General features: G+C 59.6%; 15 protein-coding genes. 7 read left to right on the forward strand and 8 right to left on the reverse strand.

The window, feature by feature from the left end; all coding sequences use genetic code 11:
* Positions 1-2: 2 nt before the first annotated feature.
* The 4 genes from mutL to ACW81B_RS10105 form a co-directional block, all read right to left on the reverse strand.
* Positions 3-1,820 (reverse strand): DNA mismatch repair endonuclease MutL, encoded by a 1,818-nt coding sequence (gene mutL, locus ACW81B_RS10090; protein ID WP_491580100.1) that lies wholly within the window; start codon positions 1,818-1,820, stop codon positions 3-5.
* 55 nt (positions 1,821-1,875) lie between these two features.
* On the reverse strand, positions 1,876-3,186 hold the full coding sequence (locus ACW81B_RS10095) for an N-acetylmuramoyl-L-alanine amidase (RefSeq protein ID WP_491580101.1): 1,311 nt from the start codon (positions 3,184-3,186) through the stop codon (positions 1,876-1,878).
* A gap of 306 nt (positions 3,187-3,492) precedes the next feature.
* Complete coding sequence (tsaE, locus tag ACW81B_RS10100; RefSeq protein WP_491580102.1) at positions 3,493-3,957, reverse strand: tRNA (adenosine(37)-N6)-threonylcarbamoyltransferase complex ATPase subunit type 1 TsaE; 465 nt, start codon at positions 3,955-3,957, stop codon at positions 3,493-3,495.
* Positions 3,944-5,428 carry an NAD(P)H-hydrate dehydratase gene (locus ACW81B_RS10105; protein ID WP_491580103.1) on the reverse strand — a complete coding sequence of 495 codons (1,485 nt, stop codon included), beginning with the start codon at positions 5,426-5,428 and terminating at the stop codon, positions 3,944-3,946. The genes tsaE and ACW81B_RS10105 overlap by 14 nt, the downstream gene beginning before the upstream one ends.
* Positions 5,429-5,471: 43 nt before the next feature.
* Between ACW81B_RS10105 and queG the strand changes: the two genes are divergently transcribed.
* A complete protein-coding gene (gene queG / locus ACW81B_RS10110; protein ID WP_491580104.1) occupies positions 5,472-6,584 on the forward strand; it encodes a tRNA epoxyqueuosine(34) reductase QueG in 1,113 nt (370 codons plus the stop codon).
* Between the two features lie 2 nt (positions 6,585-6,586).
* Here queG and rsmI read toward each other — a convergent pair whose 3' ends face one another.
* The gene (rsmI, locus tag ACW81B_RS10115) at positions 6,587-7,453 is read right to left on the reverse strand and encodes a 16S rRNA (cytidine(1402)-2'-O)-methyltransferase (RefSeq protein ID WP_491580105.1); all 867 of its coding nucleotides are present in this window, start codon (positions 7,451-7,453) and stop codon (positions 6,587-6,589) included.
* 99 nt (positions 7,454-7,552) lie between these two features.
* Between rsmI and ACW81B_RS10120 the strand changes: the two genes are divergently transcribed.
* The 4 genes from ACW81B_RS10120 to ACW81B_RS10135 are packed head-to-tail and all read left to right on the forward strand — an operon-like array spanning position 7,553 to position 11,836.
* Positions 7,553-9,484 carry a penicillin-binding protein activator gene (locus ACW81B_RS10120; protein WP_491580106.1) on the forward strand — a complete coding sequence of 644 codons (1,932 nt, stop codon included), beginning with the start codon at positions 7,553-7,555 and terminating at the stop codon, positions 9,482-9,484.
* Entirely contained in the window at positions 9,438-9,800 is a 363-nt protein-coding gene (locus ACW81B_RS10125; protein WP_491580107.1) for a YraN family protein, read from the forward strand. The genes ACW81B_RS10120 and ACW81B_RS10125 overlap by 47 nt, the downstream gene beginning before the upstream one ends.
* 35 nt (positions 9,801-9,835) lie before the next feature.
* Positions 9,836-10,423 (forward strand): division/outer membrane stress-associated lipid-binding lipoprotein, encoded by a 588-nt coding sequence (gene dolP / locus ACW81B_RS10130; RefSeq protein WP_491580108.1) that lies wholly within the window; start codon positions 9,836-9,838, stop codon positions 10,421-10,423.
* Positions 10,424-10,453: 30 nt separating this feature from the next.
* Positions 10,454-11,836 (forward strand): FAD-binding oxidoreductase, encoded by a 1,383-nt coding sequence (locus ACW81B_RS10135; protein WP_491580109.1) that lies wholly within the window; start codon positions 10,454-10,456, stop codon positions 11,834-11,836.
* Here the strand turns inward: ACW81B_RS10135 and ACW81B_RS10140 are convergent.
* Together ACW81B_RS10140 and ACW81B_RS10145 are read right to left on the reverse strand one after the other, a co-directional pair.
* A complete protein-coding gene (locus ACW81B_RS10140; protein ID WP_491580110.1) occupies positions 11,826-12,767 on the reverse strand; it encodes an NAD-dependent epimerase/dehydratase family protein in 942 nt (313 codons plus the stop codon). The genes ACW81B_RS10135 and ACW81B_RS10140 overlap by 11 nt on opposite strands.
* Before the next feature lie 200 nt (positions 12,768-12,967).
* A complete protein-coding gene (locus ACW81B_RS10145; RefSeq protein ID WP_491580111.1) occupies positions 12,968-14,746 on the reverse strand; it encodes a fatty acyl-AMP ligase in 1,779 nt (592 codons plus the stop codon).
* 525 nt (positions 14,747-15,271) lie between these two features.
* Between ACW81B_RS10145 and ACW81B_RS10150 the strand changes: the two genes are divergently transcribed.
* The gene (locus ACW81B_RS10150) at positions 15,272-16,414 is read left to right on the forward strand and encodes an N-acetyltransferase (protein WP_491580112.1); all 1,143 of its coding nucleotides are present in this window, start codon (positions 15,272-15,274) and stop codon (positions 16,412-16,414) included.
* On the forward strand, positions 16,411-17,205 hold the full coding sequence (locus tag ACW81B_RS10155; protein WP_491580113.1) for a nucleotidyltransferase family protein: 795 nt from the start codon (positions 16,411-16,413) through the stop codon (positions 17,203-17,205). The genes ACW81B_RS10150 and ACW81B_RS10155 overlap by 4 nt, the downstream gene beginning before the upstream one ends.
* On the opposite strand, the gene ACW81B_RS10160 is transcribed toward ACW81B_RS10155, so the two are convergent.
* On the reverse strand, positions 17,166-18,128 hold the full coding sequence (locus ACW81B_RS10160; RefSeq protein WP_491580114.1) for a metallophosphoesterase family protein: 963 nt from the start codon (positions 18,126-18,128) through the stop codon (positions 17,166-17,168). The two genes, ACW81B_RS10155 and ACW81B_RS10160, sit on opposite strands and share 40 nt — an antisense overlap.
* Between the last annotated feature and the right edge of the window lies 1 nt (position 18,129).

Below are 18,129 nucleotides of genomic sequence, written 5' to 3' on the forward strand. Positions count from 1 at the left end.
ACCTACTGGCCGCGCATGAACAGGGCGTCCAGCTCGCCGAGGCTGAAACGCACCCAGGTGGGGCGGCCGTGATTGCACTGCCCGGAACGTTCGGTTCGCTCCATGTCACGCAACAGGGCATTCATCTCATCGAGGGTCAGGCGCCGGTTAGCACGTATGGAACCGTGGCAGGCCATGGTGGACAACAGTTCGTTGACAGCCTCTTCGATACGCTGGCTGCTGCCGTGCGCATTGAGGTCTGACAATACATCGCGCACCAGTGCCTCGACATCGCCACTGGCCAGCAGCGCCGGCGCCTGGCGCAGCACCAGCTGCTCGGGCCCCTGGCGGTCTATCTCGAAACCCAGCGCCGCAAACCAGTCGCGGCGTGATTCCGCCAGTTCCGCTTCGGCCTGGCTGACAGCAAGACTCAACGGCACCAGCAGCGGCTGGGAGCGAATACCCTCTGCGGCAAAAGCGGATTTGAGATGCTCATAGGTAATCCGCTCGTGTGCGGCGTGCATATCCACCAGCACCAGACCCTGCGCATTTTCTGCCAGAATGTAGATGCCTTTCAATTGCGCCAGCGCAAAACCCAGCGGGGGGATTTCAGCACTGTCGGTTTCGTGTTCAGCGGCAGACGGGGTCAGCGCATTGCCTTGCGCAGCCGGCACGCTGGCCAGCCCGGGGCTTTGTGTGCCGTGCAATCGGCCATATTGCCCGACCTGCTCCGCCATTTGCAGGGATAGCCCACCCTGCCGGGAAGGTCCCGCACCCGCATATCGTTGCCCCGCCCCGGGCAGTGGCCGCACCGGTTGCGGTGCAAGCTGGTCGTCGGCCGGGCGCAGATCGGCCAGCAGGTCATGCAGCGTGCGAAACAGGAAATCGTGTACCAGCCGCGACTCACGGAAACGCACTTCGGACTTGGCCGGGTGCGCGTTCACATCGACAGCCTTCGGATCAAGTTCAAGAAACAGGACAAACGCCGGGTGGCGGCCGTGGAACAGGACATCCTGGTAGGACTGGCGCACGGCATGTGCCAGCAGCTTGTCACGCACCGCACGTCCGTTGACGAAAAAAAACTGCAAATCGGCCTGGCTGCGGGAAAAGGTCGGCTGGGCAATCCAGCCGGACAAACGCAGCCCGGCGGCTTCGTGTTTGATGCGCAGCACCTGTTCGGCAAAGGCACCGCCCAGCAGGGTGTGAAGGCGCTCCAGTTGTGCCGCTTCGCCTGTCCCGGCACGCAGGTGGTATTGCGGCTTACGGTTTTTACGCACCGTGAGTTCAACATCCGGCCGGCTCAGGGCGATACGCTGCACCACCGCATCCAGGTATTTCTGTTCGGTGTTTTCAGTGCGCAGAAACTTGCGCCGTGCCGGGACATTAAAAAACAGGTCACGTACTTCGATGGTGGTGCCGGGCGGGTGAGCCACTGGCTCCGGCGCCAGTGTCGCCTCGCGGCCATCACCGCGCACCTGGTAACCGCTGCCACTGTCGGCTGTGCGCGACTGTACGGTCAGACGGGATACCGAAGCGATACTGGGCAGGGCTTCACCGCGGAAACCCAGACTCATCACCTGTTCCAGATCTTCCAGGGAAGCGATTTTGCTGGTGGCGTGGCGCGACAGGGCCAGCCCCAGGTCATCAACGTGTATGCCGTGCCCGTCATCACGTACCCGGATCAGGCGCCTGCCACCTTCCTCGATATCGACTTCGATACGCGTGGCACCGGCATCGAGGCTGTTTTCCAGTAACTCCTTGAGCACCGACGCCGGACGTTCGATGACCTCGCCGGCGGCGATCTGGTTAATCAGCTGAGGTTCGAGGGCATGGATACGCATGCCGGAATGGTACCGTGAAATACGCTGCCGGGGCGAACGCAAACGCAGCGGTTGGCTAGCCGCCCTTTGACGGAATCTTCAGCACATTCCCCACCAGCAGGCGGTCGCCCTTGAGACGATTGCGGCTGCGCAGGGAGGACATGCTCACGCCATAGCGCTGGGCGATATGGCTCAGTGTATCGCCGCGACGTACGACATGACGACGTGGTGTCTGTCTGGCCGCCAGACGGGTGCCCACCGGCGGATTGGATACAAAATAACTGCGGACACCCCTAAAGATGGCATTTGCCACTCGTTGCTGGTGCTTGCGGCTGCGCAGACGGTTCTCCTCGGACGGGTTGGAGATAAAGGCGGTTTCCACCAGCATGGAGGGAATATCCGGCGATTTCAGCACCACGAAACCAGCGTGCTGGACCTGCCGCTTGTGCACCTTGCCGAGTTTCCTGAGTTCTGTGAGCACATTGCTGGCGGCGCCGGTACTGGTTTCCAGCGTTGCGGTCTGCGCCAGGTCCAGCAGCACCTCGGCCAGCAGGTCATCCTTGTCATCCAGGCTGACACCGCCAACCAGATCGGCGGCATTTTCACGCGCGGCCAGCCAGCGCGCCATTTCCGACGAGGCACCGCGCCGTGACAGGACATAAACCGAGGAACCGTGCACGCGACGGTCACGGAAGGCATCGGCATGGATGGAGATAAACAGGTCAGCACGATGCTTGCGCGCCTTGTCGATACGTTTACGCAGGCCGACATAGTAATCACCGTCGCGCACCAGCACGGCTTTCATGCCCGGTTCTTTATTGATCAGCGCAGCCAGTTTACGTGCAATACCCAGCACCACATCTTTTTCACGCGTGCCCTTGCGCCCGCGCGCACCCGGATCATCGCCACCATGACCGGCATCGACGGCGATGACCAGATCACGCAGCCGGGCTGGCCGGTTGACTGCCTTGACGGTTTTTGGCTTACGCTGTTCCGCCTTGCCGGCCTTGAACAGATCAATGACCAGGCGGTGGCCGTATTGATCGTTGGGTTTGAGCATAAAGCTCCTGGGTTTGACCGGGCTGGAGAGATCCAGCACCAGGCGCAGGTCATCCTTGTTGCGCGAACCGCTGCGCAAGCCCTTCACCACGCCACTGGCCTGAAGCTGCCTGACCAGCGCCCTGTCGATGCTGGCGTGCTTAAGATCGATGACCAGACGATCCGGCCCCTTGAGGGTAAATAACTGGTGTTCTGCCGGACCGGTAATATCGAAAACGACCCGCGTGCTGTCGGGCGCCGCCCACAGTCGCACGCCGTTGACCTGCAACGAACCGGCATTCGCCATGCTGGTCAGCAGCCATAACAGCAACAGGCCGAGGCGCTTCACGTTTGTTGTTCCTTCCGGTCGAGGTGCGGCATAAGGCAAAGATATAGCGCATTCTGCGGGGAAATTCAACAAATCTCTTTAGATGTCACCGAGATAGGCCTGATAGTTAGCAATTCAAGTGAAGCGTTGAGCAGCGGCTCGCATGAATGTTGTTTTTATGCCGCAACCTGTGCCTGAAGCAGTGCGACAATCTCCTCGTGGTGTTAGCGCAGGCCTGCCCTGGATACATTCGTTGTGAGTATTGAGTATTTGGGGTCAGAGTAAAAACTTGTTATTAGCGATATACGAAATACGCGAAAGTCGTTTTTACTCTGACCCCAAATATTCAACGACCTGTTCGCCACGAACAGAATGCGCCTCTAATGTCAGCCGCCGTCCCTGCCCTTCTACGCTCAGGCGAATATTCACATCCGGCTCCGGCAACATCCCCTCACCGCGTTGCGGCCATTCGATCAGGCACACGCTTTCCCCGTCGAACAGGTCACGCAGCCCGATCCATTCCAGCTCTTCCGGGTCGGCCAGTCGGTAGAGATCGAGGTGGTAGAGATGCCCCTGCCCGGTTTCATAAGGTTCGATCAGGGCATAGGTCGGACTTTTCACCGCGCCCTGGTGACCCAGTCCGCGCAGGTAACCGCGCACCAGTGTGGTCTTGCCCGCACCGAGATCACCGTGCAGGAAAACCACCAGCCCGGGTTGCTGACAGGCGGCCAGGCGACGGCCGAAGGCTTCGGTAGCGCCGGCATCGTCCAGATGGATATCAATTCCGGTCATTGATCCCCTCGCGTAACAGCGGCATGAGATCCCCGGCGAGCAAGCCCCGTTCACCGCCCGTGGCGGCCGCCCGGTCGGCGGCCTGTGCGTGCAGACAAACGGCAGCGCGTGCCGCGGTACCCGCAGCCAGCCCCTGCGCCAGCAAGGCAGCCACAACACCACTGAGCACATCGCCCATGCCGCCACTGGCCATGCCGGGGTTGCCGGCCGCACAAATGGCGGGCAGATCACCCTCACCAATCAGGGTTCCCGCGCCTTTTAGTATGATGCTGCCGCCATAGCGTTCGCGCAGGGCTTCCAGTGCGGCAAAGCGGTCCCGCTGAACCGTGGCCGTGGCCGTGCCAAGCAACCGCGCAGCTTCTCCGGGGTGTGGTGTGAGAATCCAGTTGCGGCGAACCAGTGGATCACGCGCCAGCAGGTTGAGGGCATCGGCATCCACCACCAGCGGCAGGGTGGTTTCGAGCACTTGCTCGAACAGTTGCCTGGACCAGCCGGACTGCCCCAGCCCCGGCCCGACCACCACCACGCTGGCCCGTTGCAGCAGCGGCGCCAGCTCATGCGTATGCGTGACGGCATGCACCATCAACTCCCAGCGCCCGGCATTCAGCAGCCTGGCGTTGTCAGGGTGTGTCGCAACGGAAACCAGCCCGGCGCCACAGCGCAAGGCGGCCTCGGCCGACAGTCGCGCAGCACCCGGCATGCCGGTACCGCCCCCGACCACCAGTACATGACCAAAATCACCCTTGTGACTGCTGCGTAGCCGCGGCGCAGCCAGTGCACCAAGTGGCGGCTGTTGTAACAGACAGGCATGCGCCGGCTGCCTGTCATAGATGGCTGCTGGAACATCGAGGTCGGAAAACTCAACCCTGCCCGCACAATCCACACCCTGCGCGGTATACAGGCCACGCTTGCGGCCGATAAACGTTACTGTGCGCTGTGCCTGCACGGCAATACCACGGATCACGCCGCTATCCGCATCCAGACCACTGGGAATATCGACAGCCAGTACCGGCGCAGACTGCGCATTGAGCGCCGCAATCGCCCGCCGCCAGGGCCCTTCCACATCACGCGTCAAACCGGTGCCGAGCAAGGCATCCACCTGTAACGGGGCGGTATTCAGCTCACCGTCAAAGGGTGTCGCCTGGCCGCCGCCCGCCATGAAATCGGCAACCGCCGTCGCCGCATCCCCCCTCAGCTTCGCCGGTTCACCGAGCGTCTGCACACTGACCTCAAACCCGGCCTCGCGCAACAGGCGCGCCAGCACATAACCGTCGCCGCCATTGTTACCCGCGCCACACACTATATTGACACGCCGGCACGCCGGCCAGTTGGCAACAACCGCCCTCTGCAGTGCCTGGCCAGCCCGGCACATCAGGGTATAACCGGGGATTCCATGTTCCTCGATGGCGAGGCGATCCAGCTCACGCACCCCGGCCGCCGTATAAAGCGGCAAAGCGTGGGTTTCCGGCATACAATGTCCTTTTCCGACAGGCATCTGTAAACCATACCGCACCGTGACACTTTCACCCAAATCCACGACCTCGATCAGCCGCGACAATATCGACTTCACGCAGCTCGCACAGGACATCAGGGCCCGGGGCCGGGCGCTGGGCTTCCAGCAGGTGGGCATTACCGACACCCGCCTCGACGAACACGAGGCGCACCTGCTGAGCTGGCTGGGTGAAAACCTCCACGGCGAAATGAAATACATGGCCGCGCACGACAGCAAGCGCAGTCGGCCGCAGGAACTGGTGCCGGGGACGTTGCGAATCATTTCCGTACGCATGGACTACTGGCCCGGCCAGGCTGACCCGGCGGACCATGTGCTGGAAGATCCTGCGCGCGCCTATGTGTCGCGCTACGCACTCGGGCGTGACTACCACAAGGTATTGCGCAAGCGCCTGCAAAAACTCGCCGACCACATCGCCGAACAGGTCGGCCCGTTCGGTTTCCGCGCCTTCACCGACAGCGCACCGGTACTGGAAAAAGCCATTGCGCAAAAAGCCGGGCTGGGCTGGATCGGCAAGCACACCAACCTGATCAACCGTCGCGAAGGCTCCTGGTTCTTTCTCGGCGAACTGTTTACCGACCTGCCGTTACCGGTAGACACACCGGCAGACAACCATTGCGGCAGTTGCCAGGCGTGTATCGATATCTGCCCGACACAGGCCATCATCGCGCCTTACCGGCTGGATGCGCGCCGCTGTATCTCCTACCTGACCATCGAACTGCACGGCGCCATCCCGCTGGAACTGCGCAAGGGTATCGGCAACCGGATTTACGGCTGTGACGATTGCCAGTTGATCTGCCCCTGGAACCGCTTCTCCCGGCCCAGCGGGGAAACTGACTTCAGCCCGCGTCACCGGCTCGACAGCCGCACGCTGATCGATCTTTTTAAATGGAGTGAGGCGGAGTTTCTACGCTATACAGAAGGCACCGCCATTCGTCGCATCGGGCATATCAGCTGGCTGCGAAATATCGCGGTTGCGCTGGGGAACAGTCCGGGCAGTGAGGCGGTGATCGAAGCACTGAAGTTGCGCAGCAGTCATCCATCGGAACTGGTACGGGAACATGTGCGGTGGGCGCTGCAACAACATGCGCATGACGTCCAGGCAGAATACCCGTAACCTCAATCGGTTTTCCTGAGCGCAACACCGCGTTCGTACAGGTCTCGCTTGTTCAACCCTGTCAGTCGTGCCGCCAGTTTGGCAGCTGTTTTAACAGGCAACGCTTCCATGAGAATCTGCAACACACGTTCAGCCTCGGCATTCAGTAAATCACCCTCAGGCTGCGACCAGCCTTCTACCAGCACCACGATTTCACCTTTCTGCTGGTTGCTGTCTGCCTCGACCCAACGCTGTAATGCACCCAGTTCATCCTGATGAATGGTTTCAAATTGTTTGGTCAGCTCACGTGCCAGCACGGCACGGCGTGATTCACCAAACACGGCCGCCATGTCGGCCAGGGAATCGGCGATCCGGTGGCTGGATTCGTAAAACACCAGGGTACGCGGCTCACGCGCCAGCTGTTCCAGCCGGTTGCGGCGGGCGGTGGACTTTGACGGCAGGAATCCCTCGAACACAAAACGGTCTGTCGCCAGACCGGCTGCCGACAGCGCACATATCAATGCGCTGGGGCCCGGTATCGGTACGACCCGCACACCGGACCGGCGCGCCAGCCTCACCAGGTTGAAACCGGGATCGCTGATCAGCGGCGTCCCTGCATCGGAAATCAGCGCAATCGACTGGCCGGCCCGCAGCTGCTCGATGAGCGCGGGGGCAGCCGTGCGTTCATTGTGTTCATGCAGCGACAGCATCGGTGTCTGGATCGCGAAATGCTGCAATAACCGGGCACTGTGCCGGGTGTCCTCGGCTGCAATCCGGTCGACCTGTCTGAGTACGTCGATGGCGCGCGCACTCATATCGCCAAGATGCCCGATCGGCGTCGCCACGACGTACAGGGTTCCGCCATCGGCCGTCTGCTCCGCTTCCGTCATGGCTGTTTATCCCTGTCACAGCAGGTCCGGGAAAAGAACATGCACATCCGCATCCACCTCATTTACAATAGGCGCTCACCAAAACAGGTATCGCCCTTCGTGTCTGTATCCAGATTATACGTGCTTCTTCCCCTGCTGCTGCTGGGACTTGCCGGCTGCGGGGGCACCCCCGTGCAACCGCTCAAACCCGCAGACCAGGGCATTGATGCCCGGGTTCAGTCGTATGTTGAACAGGGCGACTATCTCATGGCTGCCCGGCAATACCTGGATGCAGCGCGCAGCGCAGCGGCCGACCAGCGCCCTGCGCTGCGCCTCAGGGCTGCCGCGTTGCTGGAACAGGGTGAATTGTGGGACCAGCTCAAACCGGTGCTGGCCAGTATCGACACACGCACCCTGAGTGAGCCGCAACGTATCCAGCACCTCCTGCTGAGCGCACGGCTGGACCTCGCCGAAGGCCATAGCGAGGCAGCATTGCAGCGGCTGCAACCCATTCGCAACCCGGAACTGTTGCCCGACCACGGCTACCGTTATTACCAGCTCCGCGCCATGGCCTACGCCATGCGCGGCAATGCACTGGAAGCCGCGCGCCAGCTGATCTGGCTGGATGGCCTGGTGGATGACCCGCAACAGAAACTCGACAACCAGTACCGGATCTGGGAACAGCTTTCCAGGCTCACCAACCAGGCACTTGAAAGACTGCGCACCAGCCCCCCACCCGACCCGCTGAGCGGCTGGATGGAACTGCTGCAGATCACCCGCCAGTCGCACGGCGATCGCCAGGCGTGGATGCAGCAACTGGACAACTGGCGCAACCGCTACCCGGGGCATGCGGCGGAATACGCCCTGCTGCCGGACCTGCTCGGACAGGTTCAACAACTCACCGCACGCCCGCAACACATTGCCGTATTGCTGCCCTTTACCGGCCGCGCCCACGAATCAGCGGCCGCATTACGCGACGGTATGCTGGCGGCCTGGTACGAAGAACAACCTGTTGATACGACACTGCGTTTCTACGATACCGGTGGTGATGCCATGCTGCTGTGGTCGGTCTATCAGCAAGCCGTGGAAGATGGCGCGGACTTTGTCATTGGACCGCTGCTGAAAGATGCTATCCGCCAACTGGCGCAATCCGGCCTGCTGCCGGTACCGGTTATGGCGCTTAACCAGATACACGGCGAAACCGGTGCCGGGCTGCCGTTCTACCAGTTTGGCCTGGCACCGGAAGATGAGGCACGCCAGGCAGCACAACGTATTTTCAATGATGGCCACCAGTATGTCATATCGCTGATTCCGGACAATCCCTGGGGTGAGCGTGTCTTTACTGCATTCACCGCAGCCTTCGGCAACCTTGGCGGCGAAGTCCTCGAAACCGGCCGTTACCCGCCAAACACCGCAGACTTCAAAAAGCCCATCGAGAGAACACTCAATCTCGACGACAGCAAGCGGCGGCATAATGCGCTGCAGCGGTTACTCGGGGAAAGACTCCATTACGAGCCTCGCCGACGCAAGGATGTCGAGGCGGTATTCATCCTCGGCTTTCCACCACAGGCACGCCAGCTACGGCCGCAATTGCGTTTCCATCACGCCGGTGACCTGCCGGTGTACAGTACCTCGCATGTATACGCCGCCACATCCGACCCCGGGCTGGATCGCGACATGGACGGCCTGATGTTCTGCGATATCCCCTGGGTACTGGACAAATCCGGGCGCTGGGCGGAAAAACGCCGGATGCTGGCCTCGATCTGGCCGCTGCGCAGTAAACGCTTTCAGCGTCTGTTTGCGCTCGGCTACGACGCCTGGCAGGTCACGCCCTGGCTGGGCACCCTGAATATGCCCGGTTTCGCCAACTACCCCGGGGCAACAGGCACCCTGACGCTGGACGAACAGAAACGCCTTCACCGCACTCTGGAGTGGGCACAGTTCCAGCGCGGCGTACCGAACAAACTTGCCCACAGTGATCACCCCGTGTCCACGGAGGGACGCCATGAATCACAAAAAGACCGGGAACCAGGCAGAGGCGCTGGCCTGTAGTTTTCTTCAACAGCGCGGATTGACGCTGGTAACGCGCAATTTTTATTGCCGGGGCGGAGAAATAGACCTGGTGATGCGTGACAGCGGCACACTGGTATTCGTTGAGGTACGATACCGCCGGCAAACCCGTTACGGGAACGCCGCCGAAACTGTCGCCAGAAGCAAACAGGTGCGCATCATCCGTTGTGCACAGTATTATATACACTGCCATCACGCCTGGAACGACATGGCCCGCTTCGATGTCGTATCCCTCGAAGGCGATCCGGGTGATCCTGCGATAGACTGGCTGAAAGATGCGTTCCGGCTCGACGCCTGACCGAACCGACCGATACGAGATAACAGGAGAACAATATGATGAAAACCCGCTGGCTGGCCTCTGCTGCACTACTGACCACAATACTGCTGCTCAATGCCTGTGCACCACTGGTCGTCGGGGGTGCGGCAACAACGGTTTCGCTGGCGCATGACCGTCGTACTGCCGGTACTGTTATCGAAGACCAGTCCATTGAGCTACGCATCCGCAACGCACTGAGCAAGGACCCGGAACTTGCCAAACAGGCGCATATCAATATCACCAGCTATAACGGCATTGTATTGCTGTCCGGCGAAGCACCCACCAGCGCCATGCGCGAACGCGCCGGCGAGATCGCGCGTCGCGCCAAAAAAGTAAGGCGCGTACACAATGAAATACAGATTGCCGCCCCCAGCTCGATGATGACGCGTTCCAGTGATTCATGGATTACCACCAAGGTCAAAACCTCGCTGGTTTCCATCAAACTGCCCGGCTTTGACCCGACCCGGGTCAAGGTCGTCACTGAAAACGGCACTGTTTTCCTGCTGGGTCTTGTCACCCGGGCCGAAGCAGATGCTGCAACCGAGCAGGCCCGCAGGAACAAGGGCGTACAACGGATTGTTAAATTATTTGAATACCTCGACTAGGCTGTTAGCCCGGTGCTGATGTGAGGCCGTATGGCGCAGGACATTATTGAAGCATTGCGAGCCTCACTGGGCGAACAGCTGCTGACCGATCCGGCGGATTGCCATACCTACGGTTACGATAACAGCAAGTTGCAGGGGCAGCCGATAGCGGTTGCCCTGCCAACCACGCACAACGAGGTGGTAGACGTGGTGCGTGCCTGTTATGAACATGGCACCCCGTTACTGGCACGCGGCCAGGGAACCGGCACCACCGGCGCCACGGTACCGCTGGACCGACACTCGGTTGTTATCTCACTGCACAGGATGAACCGGTTGATCGAACTGGACCGCGAAAACCGCTTTATAGTGGTTGAACCCGGCATCACCAACCAGCAGGTACAGCAGGCTGCGGCTGAACAGGGTTTCTTCTGGCCACCCGACCCGACCAGTGCTGCCGTCTGCACCGTGGGCGGCAACCTCGCCTACAACTCGGCAGGGCCGCGTGCCGTCAAGTACGGAACACCGCGTGACAATACCCTTGGGCTGCGCGTTGTCACCGGCGAAGGGCGCACACTGCGCACCGGTGTACGCACCACAAAGGGTGTAGTGGGCTATGACCTGACGCGCCTGTTGATCGGGTCGGAAGGCACGCTTGGGATTATCACCGAGGCGACACTGAAACTTACCCCGCTGCAACCCGCAAAGCGCACACTGCGCGCCGAATACCGCGACATGCAAAGTGCTGCCGGGGCTGTAGCGAACATCATGGCCAGCCCGGTCACGCCCTGTGCGCTGGAATTTATGGATGGTAACGCCATTGACATGGTGCGCAGCGAACTGGCGGGCAGTCTTGCCGATGACACAGGCGCACTGCTGATTATCGAGGTCGACGGTCTTGCGTCACAAATAGACGAACTCGCCGCACAGGTTTCCGGCAGTGCAAATACGTCCGGCTGTCTCGTTATACACCAGGCAAACAGTAAAGCGGAAGTTGCTGCGCTGTGGGATGTGCGCAAGGCACTGTCACCCGCCCTGCGGCGTGTGGCGCCAAAGAAAATCAATGAGGACGTTGTAGTACCGGTATCGCGCATCCCGGTGCTGGTCGACAGATTGTCTGCGCTATCAGAGAAACACGGTATTCACATTGTTAACTTCGGACATGCCGGCAACGGTAACCTGCACGTAAACCTGCTCTATGACCCGGGCAAGCCCGGGCAGCAGGAAAAAGCAGAAGCCTGTCTTGAAGACATCTTCGGCACGGTACTCGAACTGGATGGCACGCTCTCCGGCGAGCACGGGATCGGCCTGGTCAAGCGTGACTGGGTAGCGAGAGAGATTGGCGCCGACAGTCTTCAGCTCATGCATGCCATCAAACGGCAGTTTGACCCGAAGGGCATACTTAACCCCGGAAAGGCGCTACCCGCTATCGACTGACCGGACACCAGCCAGGCGTCTTCAGCAGACCTTCCCTGAATTGCACACGTGGCTGCCAGTCGAGCACCTTTGCCACCCCGGCGTTATCGCACACCCAGTCCGGGTGACGCAGTTCGCGCAGTTTTTCCGGTGTCAGCATCGGCGCATAACCCAACCCGCGCGATAAACGCTTATTCAACCAGGCGGGAACATCCAGCAGCAGGGAAGGTATTTCGACCGGGCGCACAGGGCGGTGACAAATTTCCGAAACAACCTGGCATACATCGAGCCAGTCATACCCGCCATCGCGTCCATCGTGCAGCGCATAGATCCCTGATTCGACATGTTCATGCTCCAGCCAGGTTGCAACCAGCTCGGCAATATCCTCGACATAGACCATTGAGAAGCGCGAGGTCTTTTTGCCGGGTACCGGTGCAAACCCTTTTGCCATGGCACGGAACAGCGGCAGCATTTCACGATCACCCGGCCCGTAGACGGCCGGTGGGCGCAATGCAAACCAGTCCAGGTCGGTTGCCCGCTGTTCGAGCAACAGCTCCCCCCGGCGTTTACTGGCCGCGTAGAAAGACAGCTCCGGCTCACGCGCGGCAAGCGACGATAATGTAAAAAGCCGTGGCGGATTTTCAACGGACTGGATTGCGTCCAGCAATTGAGACAGTCCGTCCACATTAACCCTGTCGAAATCCTGCTGGCTGGCACCACGCACAACACCGGCGCAATGAATGACGGCACTGCTGCCATCGACAAGGCGCGTCAGGGCAGCTTTGTCATGAAGATCGCCACGAATAATTTCAGCACCGATTTTGCCGAACAGCGCATCGTTGGCGGAAGCGCGCATCAACAGACGCAGGCTACAACCTTGTGTATGCAGGTGTTTGCAAATACTGCGGCCGATGAAACCGCTGGCGCCTGTAACGGCGATCTGTTTCGACATTAGCGCTTTACTCTGGAAAAGTTATTCCCGGGAAAATCATGACCCTATTAACTTCCGTCATACCGGCGCAGGCCGGCATCCAGTGCACGGAACAACATGGATACCGGCCTGCGCCGGTATGTCAAGTACATTGGAGCTTCCCTGAAACGAAATAACCGGCCGAAGCCGGTTATTTCACGTAACACAGACGTGCCTGCCAATCAGACTGAACCCTGTTTTAACTCCGGCTCATCGTCGGATGTGCCCGCAGTCAGATCACTGATGTCGTGGGACTCAATGAAATTCTGACGCGCCTTGGAACGTGACAGCTTGCCGGATGACGTACGCGGCAGTGTATGCAACGGCACCAGCTCGACAAAGACGTCGATCCCCAGTTCCATATGAACCAGACGATTCAGGCGGTCAGCCAGGTCTGCACGTTTGACAGGATCAGACTCGCGACACTGAACAACCAGGATACAGATCTCATCGTTATCAGGCCCCGGCACAGAGAACGCCAGGGCATCGCCGATACGGACTTCCGGCTGGTGTTCCGCCAGATACTCCAGATCCTGTGGCCAGATGTTACGACCATTGATGATAATCAGATCCTTCTTGCGGCCTGTAATAATCAGGTTGCCATTAACACGATAACCCACGTCACCCGTGTTCAGCCAGCCATCTCCGGAAAGACAGGCAATGGTTTCTTCCGGCGCGTTGAAATAGCCGGACATCACGCTCGGGCCACGCACAAAGATGGAACCGCTCAGGCGGTCCGACAATACCTTGCCTTCCTCATTGCGAATCTCGACTTCGTAATCAGGCAACGGCTTGCCACAATCCACAAAGCAACGCGCACGACCTGGATTCTCGGAGAGATGAATCGGCAAGGCTTCCTGGAAATCAGAATGGTGGTCACCATCGACACAGTCGGTCGAGTGCTTCTCGAACAGTGGTGCAAAACTGATCGCCAGCGAACACTCGGCCATGCCGTAGCACGCCAGGAAGGCCCTGTCATCAAAACCTGCCGGGGCCAGCGCCCTGGCAAAACGCTCAAGTGTCTCGGAACGGATCATTTCCGCACCGACACCGGCGACACGCCAGTTGCTGAGATCGTATTTACTCGCTTCCCCCGGGCGCAGGCGTCGTGTGCACAGCTCGTAACCGAACGGGGGGCCGAAAGAGATGGTTGCTTTGGTCTGCGTCATCAGGTTCAGCCACTGACGCGGGCGCATGGCAAAATCACGGGTGTCGAGGTAGTCGACAGAAACCTGTGAAGCCACCGGCACCAGCACCAGGCCAACCAGGCCCATGTCGTGGTAGAACGGCAGCCAGGAGAAACAACGGTCGCCGGGGCCAATGCAGACACCGTGACGAATAATGCCCGCCAGGTTGCTCATGACGGCACCCTGCTCAATCACAACACCGCGCGGGAAGCGCGTGCTGCCCGACGTGTACTGGATGTAGGCAGTATCAGCGGGCTGGATAGACGGAAAATCAATATCCGCATCCGGCAACGCATCGAAAATATCGGGTGAGCCAATCAGCTTCAGACCCAGGCCTTCACCGGCCTCTTCGAGGAACGAGGCATAACCTTGCGGCGCCATCGCAACAGAGGCCATGCTGCTTTCCAGCAGGCCGCGCAACTGGGTCACGTAGACGGTATGGCCGCCCAGGTTTACCGAGGCAGGCAGCGCAACAGGAATCAGCCCGGCATACTGACAGGCAAAAAAGAATCTCAGGAAATCGGGGTTGGTTTCTGCCACCAGTGCAACGCGGTCGCCCTTCTGCAGCCCCATGCCAAGCAGCTTGCGCCCGAGCACAAGGGAGGCCTCGCGCAATTCAGTGTAGGGCATCGTTGCATAGAGCTTGCCCCGACCTGTGTAGAAGTTTGCACCGGTCTCGCCTTTCGCAGCGTAATCGAGTGCATCAGGCAGGGTAGCGAAATCAGCGGCACGGAACGGCAGATTGTGTAAGGTTGGTGTCGATTCAGCGCCCAAAAGTTTTTTCCCTTTGAGGATTGTGTTCGGTTCCGGTCAGAGACAGGAACGCCCCAAAAAAGTTTCAGTTATGACTGACCGGAAGCACCACTGTGTCAATTCGTCTGCGCCAATTGCGCAAACGGCTCACTTCGCACACCGTCGTTGTTTTTTCACAACAACAACACCTGCACTCGACTGTCCAGTCAACCGGATGTGAATTATTCCTACAATAGGAAGAAAACACAATACTTTTTCAACGTTTTTTCGGCACTTGTTGGACTTATCTCAAAAATGTCGCCGATTCGCGACAGAAATAATACAACAACTCGGATCAAACCCCGCAAATCCGCGGGTTACTTCACCCAACAAATACCGCGTGAAATTAAAGCAAAATCCAGGCCAGATTCAGGCCTGTTTTTTGTGATCTCACAGCTTAAGTGTTTGCTCATGAAGAAAATGTGACGGATTCTGCATTTTACATCATAGCGGCCTGTCTGTTCGCCCGGTATGATCAGCGCCCCGAATGCCAATTAGCGAAACGCGATGCAAGCCGACAAGGATGATCTCGATGTCCGCCGCGTGGACAGCAAGCGCCGACTCAGGGACTTCATTCACCTGCCCTGGTCGGTCTACCGTCACGATCCAAACTGGGTTGCACCGTTATTGATCGAGCAAAAACAGCGCTACAGCCGCAAAAATCCGTTTTTTGAGCATGCGCGCTGGTGCGGCTGGGTGGCTTACCGCAATAACAGGCCCGTGGGTCGTATCAGTGCGCAGATCGACCAGCTGCATCTCGATCGTTACGCGGACCAGACCGGCTACTTCGGCAGCCTCGAAGCTGAAAGCGACCCGGCGATTTTCTCTGCCCTGTTCCACGCTGCGGAACAATGGCTTGCCGGGCAAGGCATGTCGCGCGTCATTGGTCCCTTCACGCTGTCCATCAACGAGGAAGCCGGCCTGCTGGTTGATGGCTTTGATACACCACCCTGCATCATGATGGGGCATAACCCGCCCTACTACAGCGCGCACGTTGAAGCCAACGGTTTCATACCGGCCCGGGATCTGCTGGCTTACCACCAACCGCCGACCTACACATTTTCGCCCATGGTGAAACGCCTGCTGGAACGTTTATCCGGACGCATACGCCTGCGTCCTCTCAACCACAAGGCGCTCGACAAGGAACTGGACATCCTGCGGCATATCTTCAACGACGCCTGGTCGGAAAACTGGGGTTTTGTGCCTATCACCGAGGCGGAGTTCAGGGAAGTGGGCAAGGCCATGACGCTGCTGCTGGACGATGATTTTGTGCAGATCGCCGAAGTCGACGGGGAACCCGCGGCCATGATCGTTGGCCTTCCCGATATCAACCAGGCGATCCAGGACCTGAATGGCCGACTGTTGCCGCTGGGCTGGCTGAAGCTGCTGTGGCGCATCAAGGTGCGCTACCCTACGCGTGCGCGTATTCCACTGATGGGGGTACTGAAAAAATACCAGCGTACACGACTGGGGCCGGCGCTGGCGTTTGCCGTCACCGAGGCACTGCGATCACCTTTTGTGCGCCGCGGTATCGAAGAGGTGGAAATGTCGTGGATACTGGAAAACAATCAGGCCATGCGCAACATCATCGAACAGCTGGGCGGTGTCGAATACAAACGCTACCGCCTGTATGAAAAACAACTCACATGACCGATCGTGGATTTACCGCCATCATTCTTGCCGCCGACCGCAGCCGCCATGACCCGCTGATACAACACGCCGGTGTGTGCACCAAGGCACTGGTCGGTATCCTTGACCGCCCCATGATCCAGCACGTTGTCGATGCACTGGCCGGAAGCCGGCAGGTCGACGACATTGTGCTGTGCGGCCCGACCAGGTCCTGCCTGGAAACGTCCAGTGTGCTGATGCAGATGATCGACACGGGAATGGTGCGCTGGATCGAACCCGCCGACAGCCCGGCCAGCAGCGCCTACAAGGCCTTGCAGCAATTGCCGGAGGGCCAGCCGGCGTTGATTACCACAGCCGACCATCCGCTGTTGCGCCCGGACATTCTGGATGACTTTTTGCAACGCGCCAGCGCAACAAACGCGGATGTTGCAGCAGGCGTCACGACCATCAACGCTATCCACAAGAAGTTTCCCGGCGCACACAAAACCGTGATGCGTTTCAGTGACGACGGCTACTGCGGCTGCAACCTGTTTGCCTTCCTGACACCTCAATCGCACCGGGTAGCCAACGCCTGGCGCAGTGTGGAAAAACAGCGCAAAAACCCGCTGTACATCATTCGGCAGCTGGGGCTGGGGTCGGTACTGCGTTATGCCCTTGGCATGCTGCGCATGGAAAGCGCTGCGGAACGCCTGTCAGGCAAACTGGGGGTAAAAATCAAACCGCTGTTGCTACCGTTTCCTGAAGCCGCCATCGATGTGGACAGCGTCGAGGATCAGCGCTTTGTAGAGGCCATTCTCGGCGCTGACAAGTGATGCTCGTGCGCCAGTGTGAAGCTGTGCTGCTCGCGCTGGTAGGCCCGCACGCGCACGTCGATACGCCAGCGCGCGCCCTCCGACCGCACCTCATAGAGATAATACTGCGCCGCTCGCCCGGGCTTGCGGCCGATAGCGGAAGCCGAAGGAATCCCGAACACCGGGATATCACCGACTTCGCGTTGAATATGACTGTGCAGTGCACGATGACTGTGCCCGTGCAATACCAGTTCCGCACCGTACTTCGCCAGCACTTCGCTCAACGCCGCGGTATCCGTCAAACGCTTGCGCCATTTCTCCGCACCTTCAACCGCAGGGTGGTGAAGCATGACCACACGGAACAGGCCCCGTGCCCCTGTTTCCTGTAACACGGTTTTCAAACGTTCGATCTGTTCGGCCCCCAGTTTACCGGTGGCGAGAAACGGCGCCGTCGCCAGTGCACTCGACAAACCGATAAACGCTACGCCACGGCGTATACGCAGGCTCGGAAACAACAACTTTCCGGTCGTTGCCGACGCCTGCCCCACAGCCACATCTGAACGCATCCACGGCTCCCACAACGCGAAGGTATCTGACCAGGCATGCCGGGCGTAGGCGTCATGGTTACCGGGGACGATGGTCACATCCTCCGCCTCACCCAGCCGCTCCAGCCAGTGCCGTGCCTGGCGGAATTCATCCGGCAGGCCGATATGTGTCAGGTCACCGGTTACCACAATGTGCTGTGGCCGGGTTTCGCGCATATCGTCCACCAGCGCGTCCAGCACCTCGCGGCGGTGCTCGGCACGCCGGCCACGCCGCCACGACAAATAGCCCAGGATCCGCTTGCTCAGCAGCTGGTTCCAGCGTACTGCCTCGAGCGTGGTGAGGTGCGGATCCGACAAATGCGCAAAACGCAGGCCGGATGGTGGCGTAACGTCATTCATG

The sequence above is a fragment of the Thiogranum sp. genome, assembly GCF_058323355.1.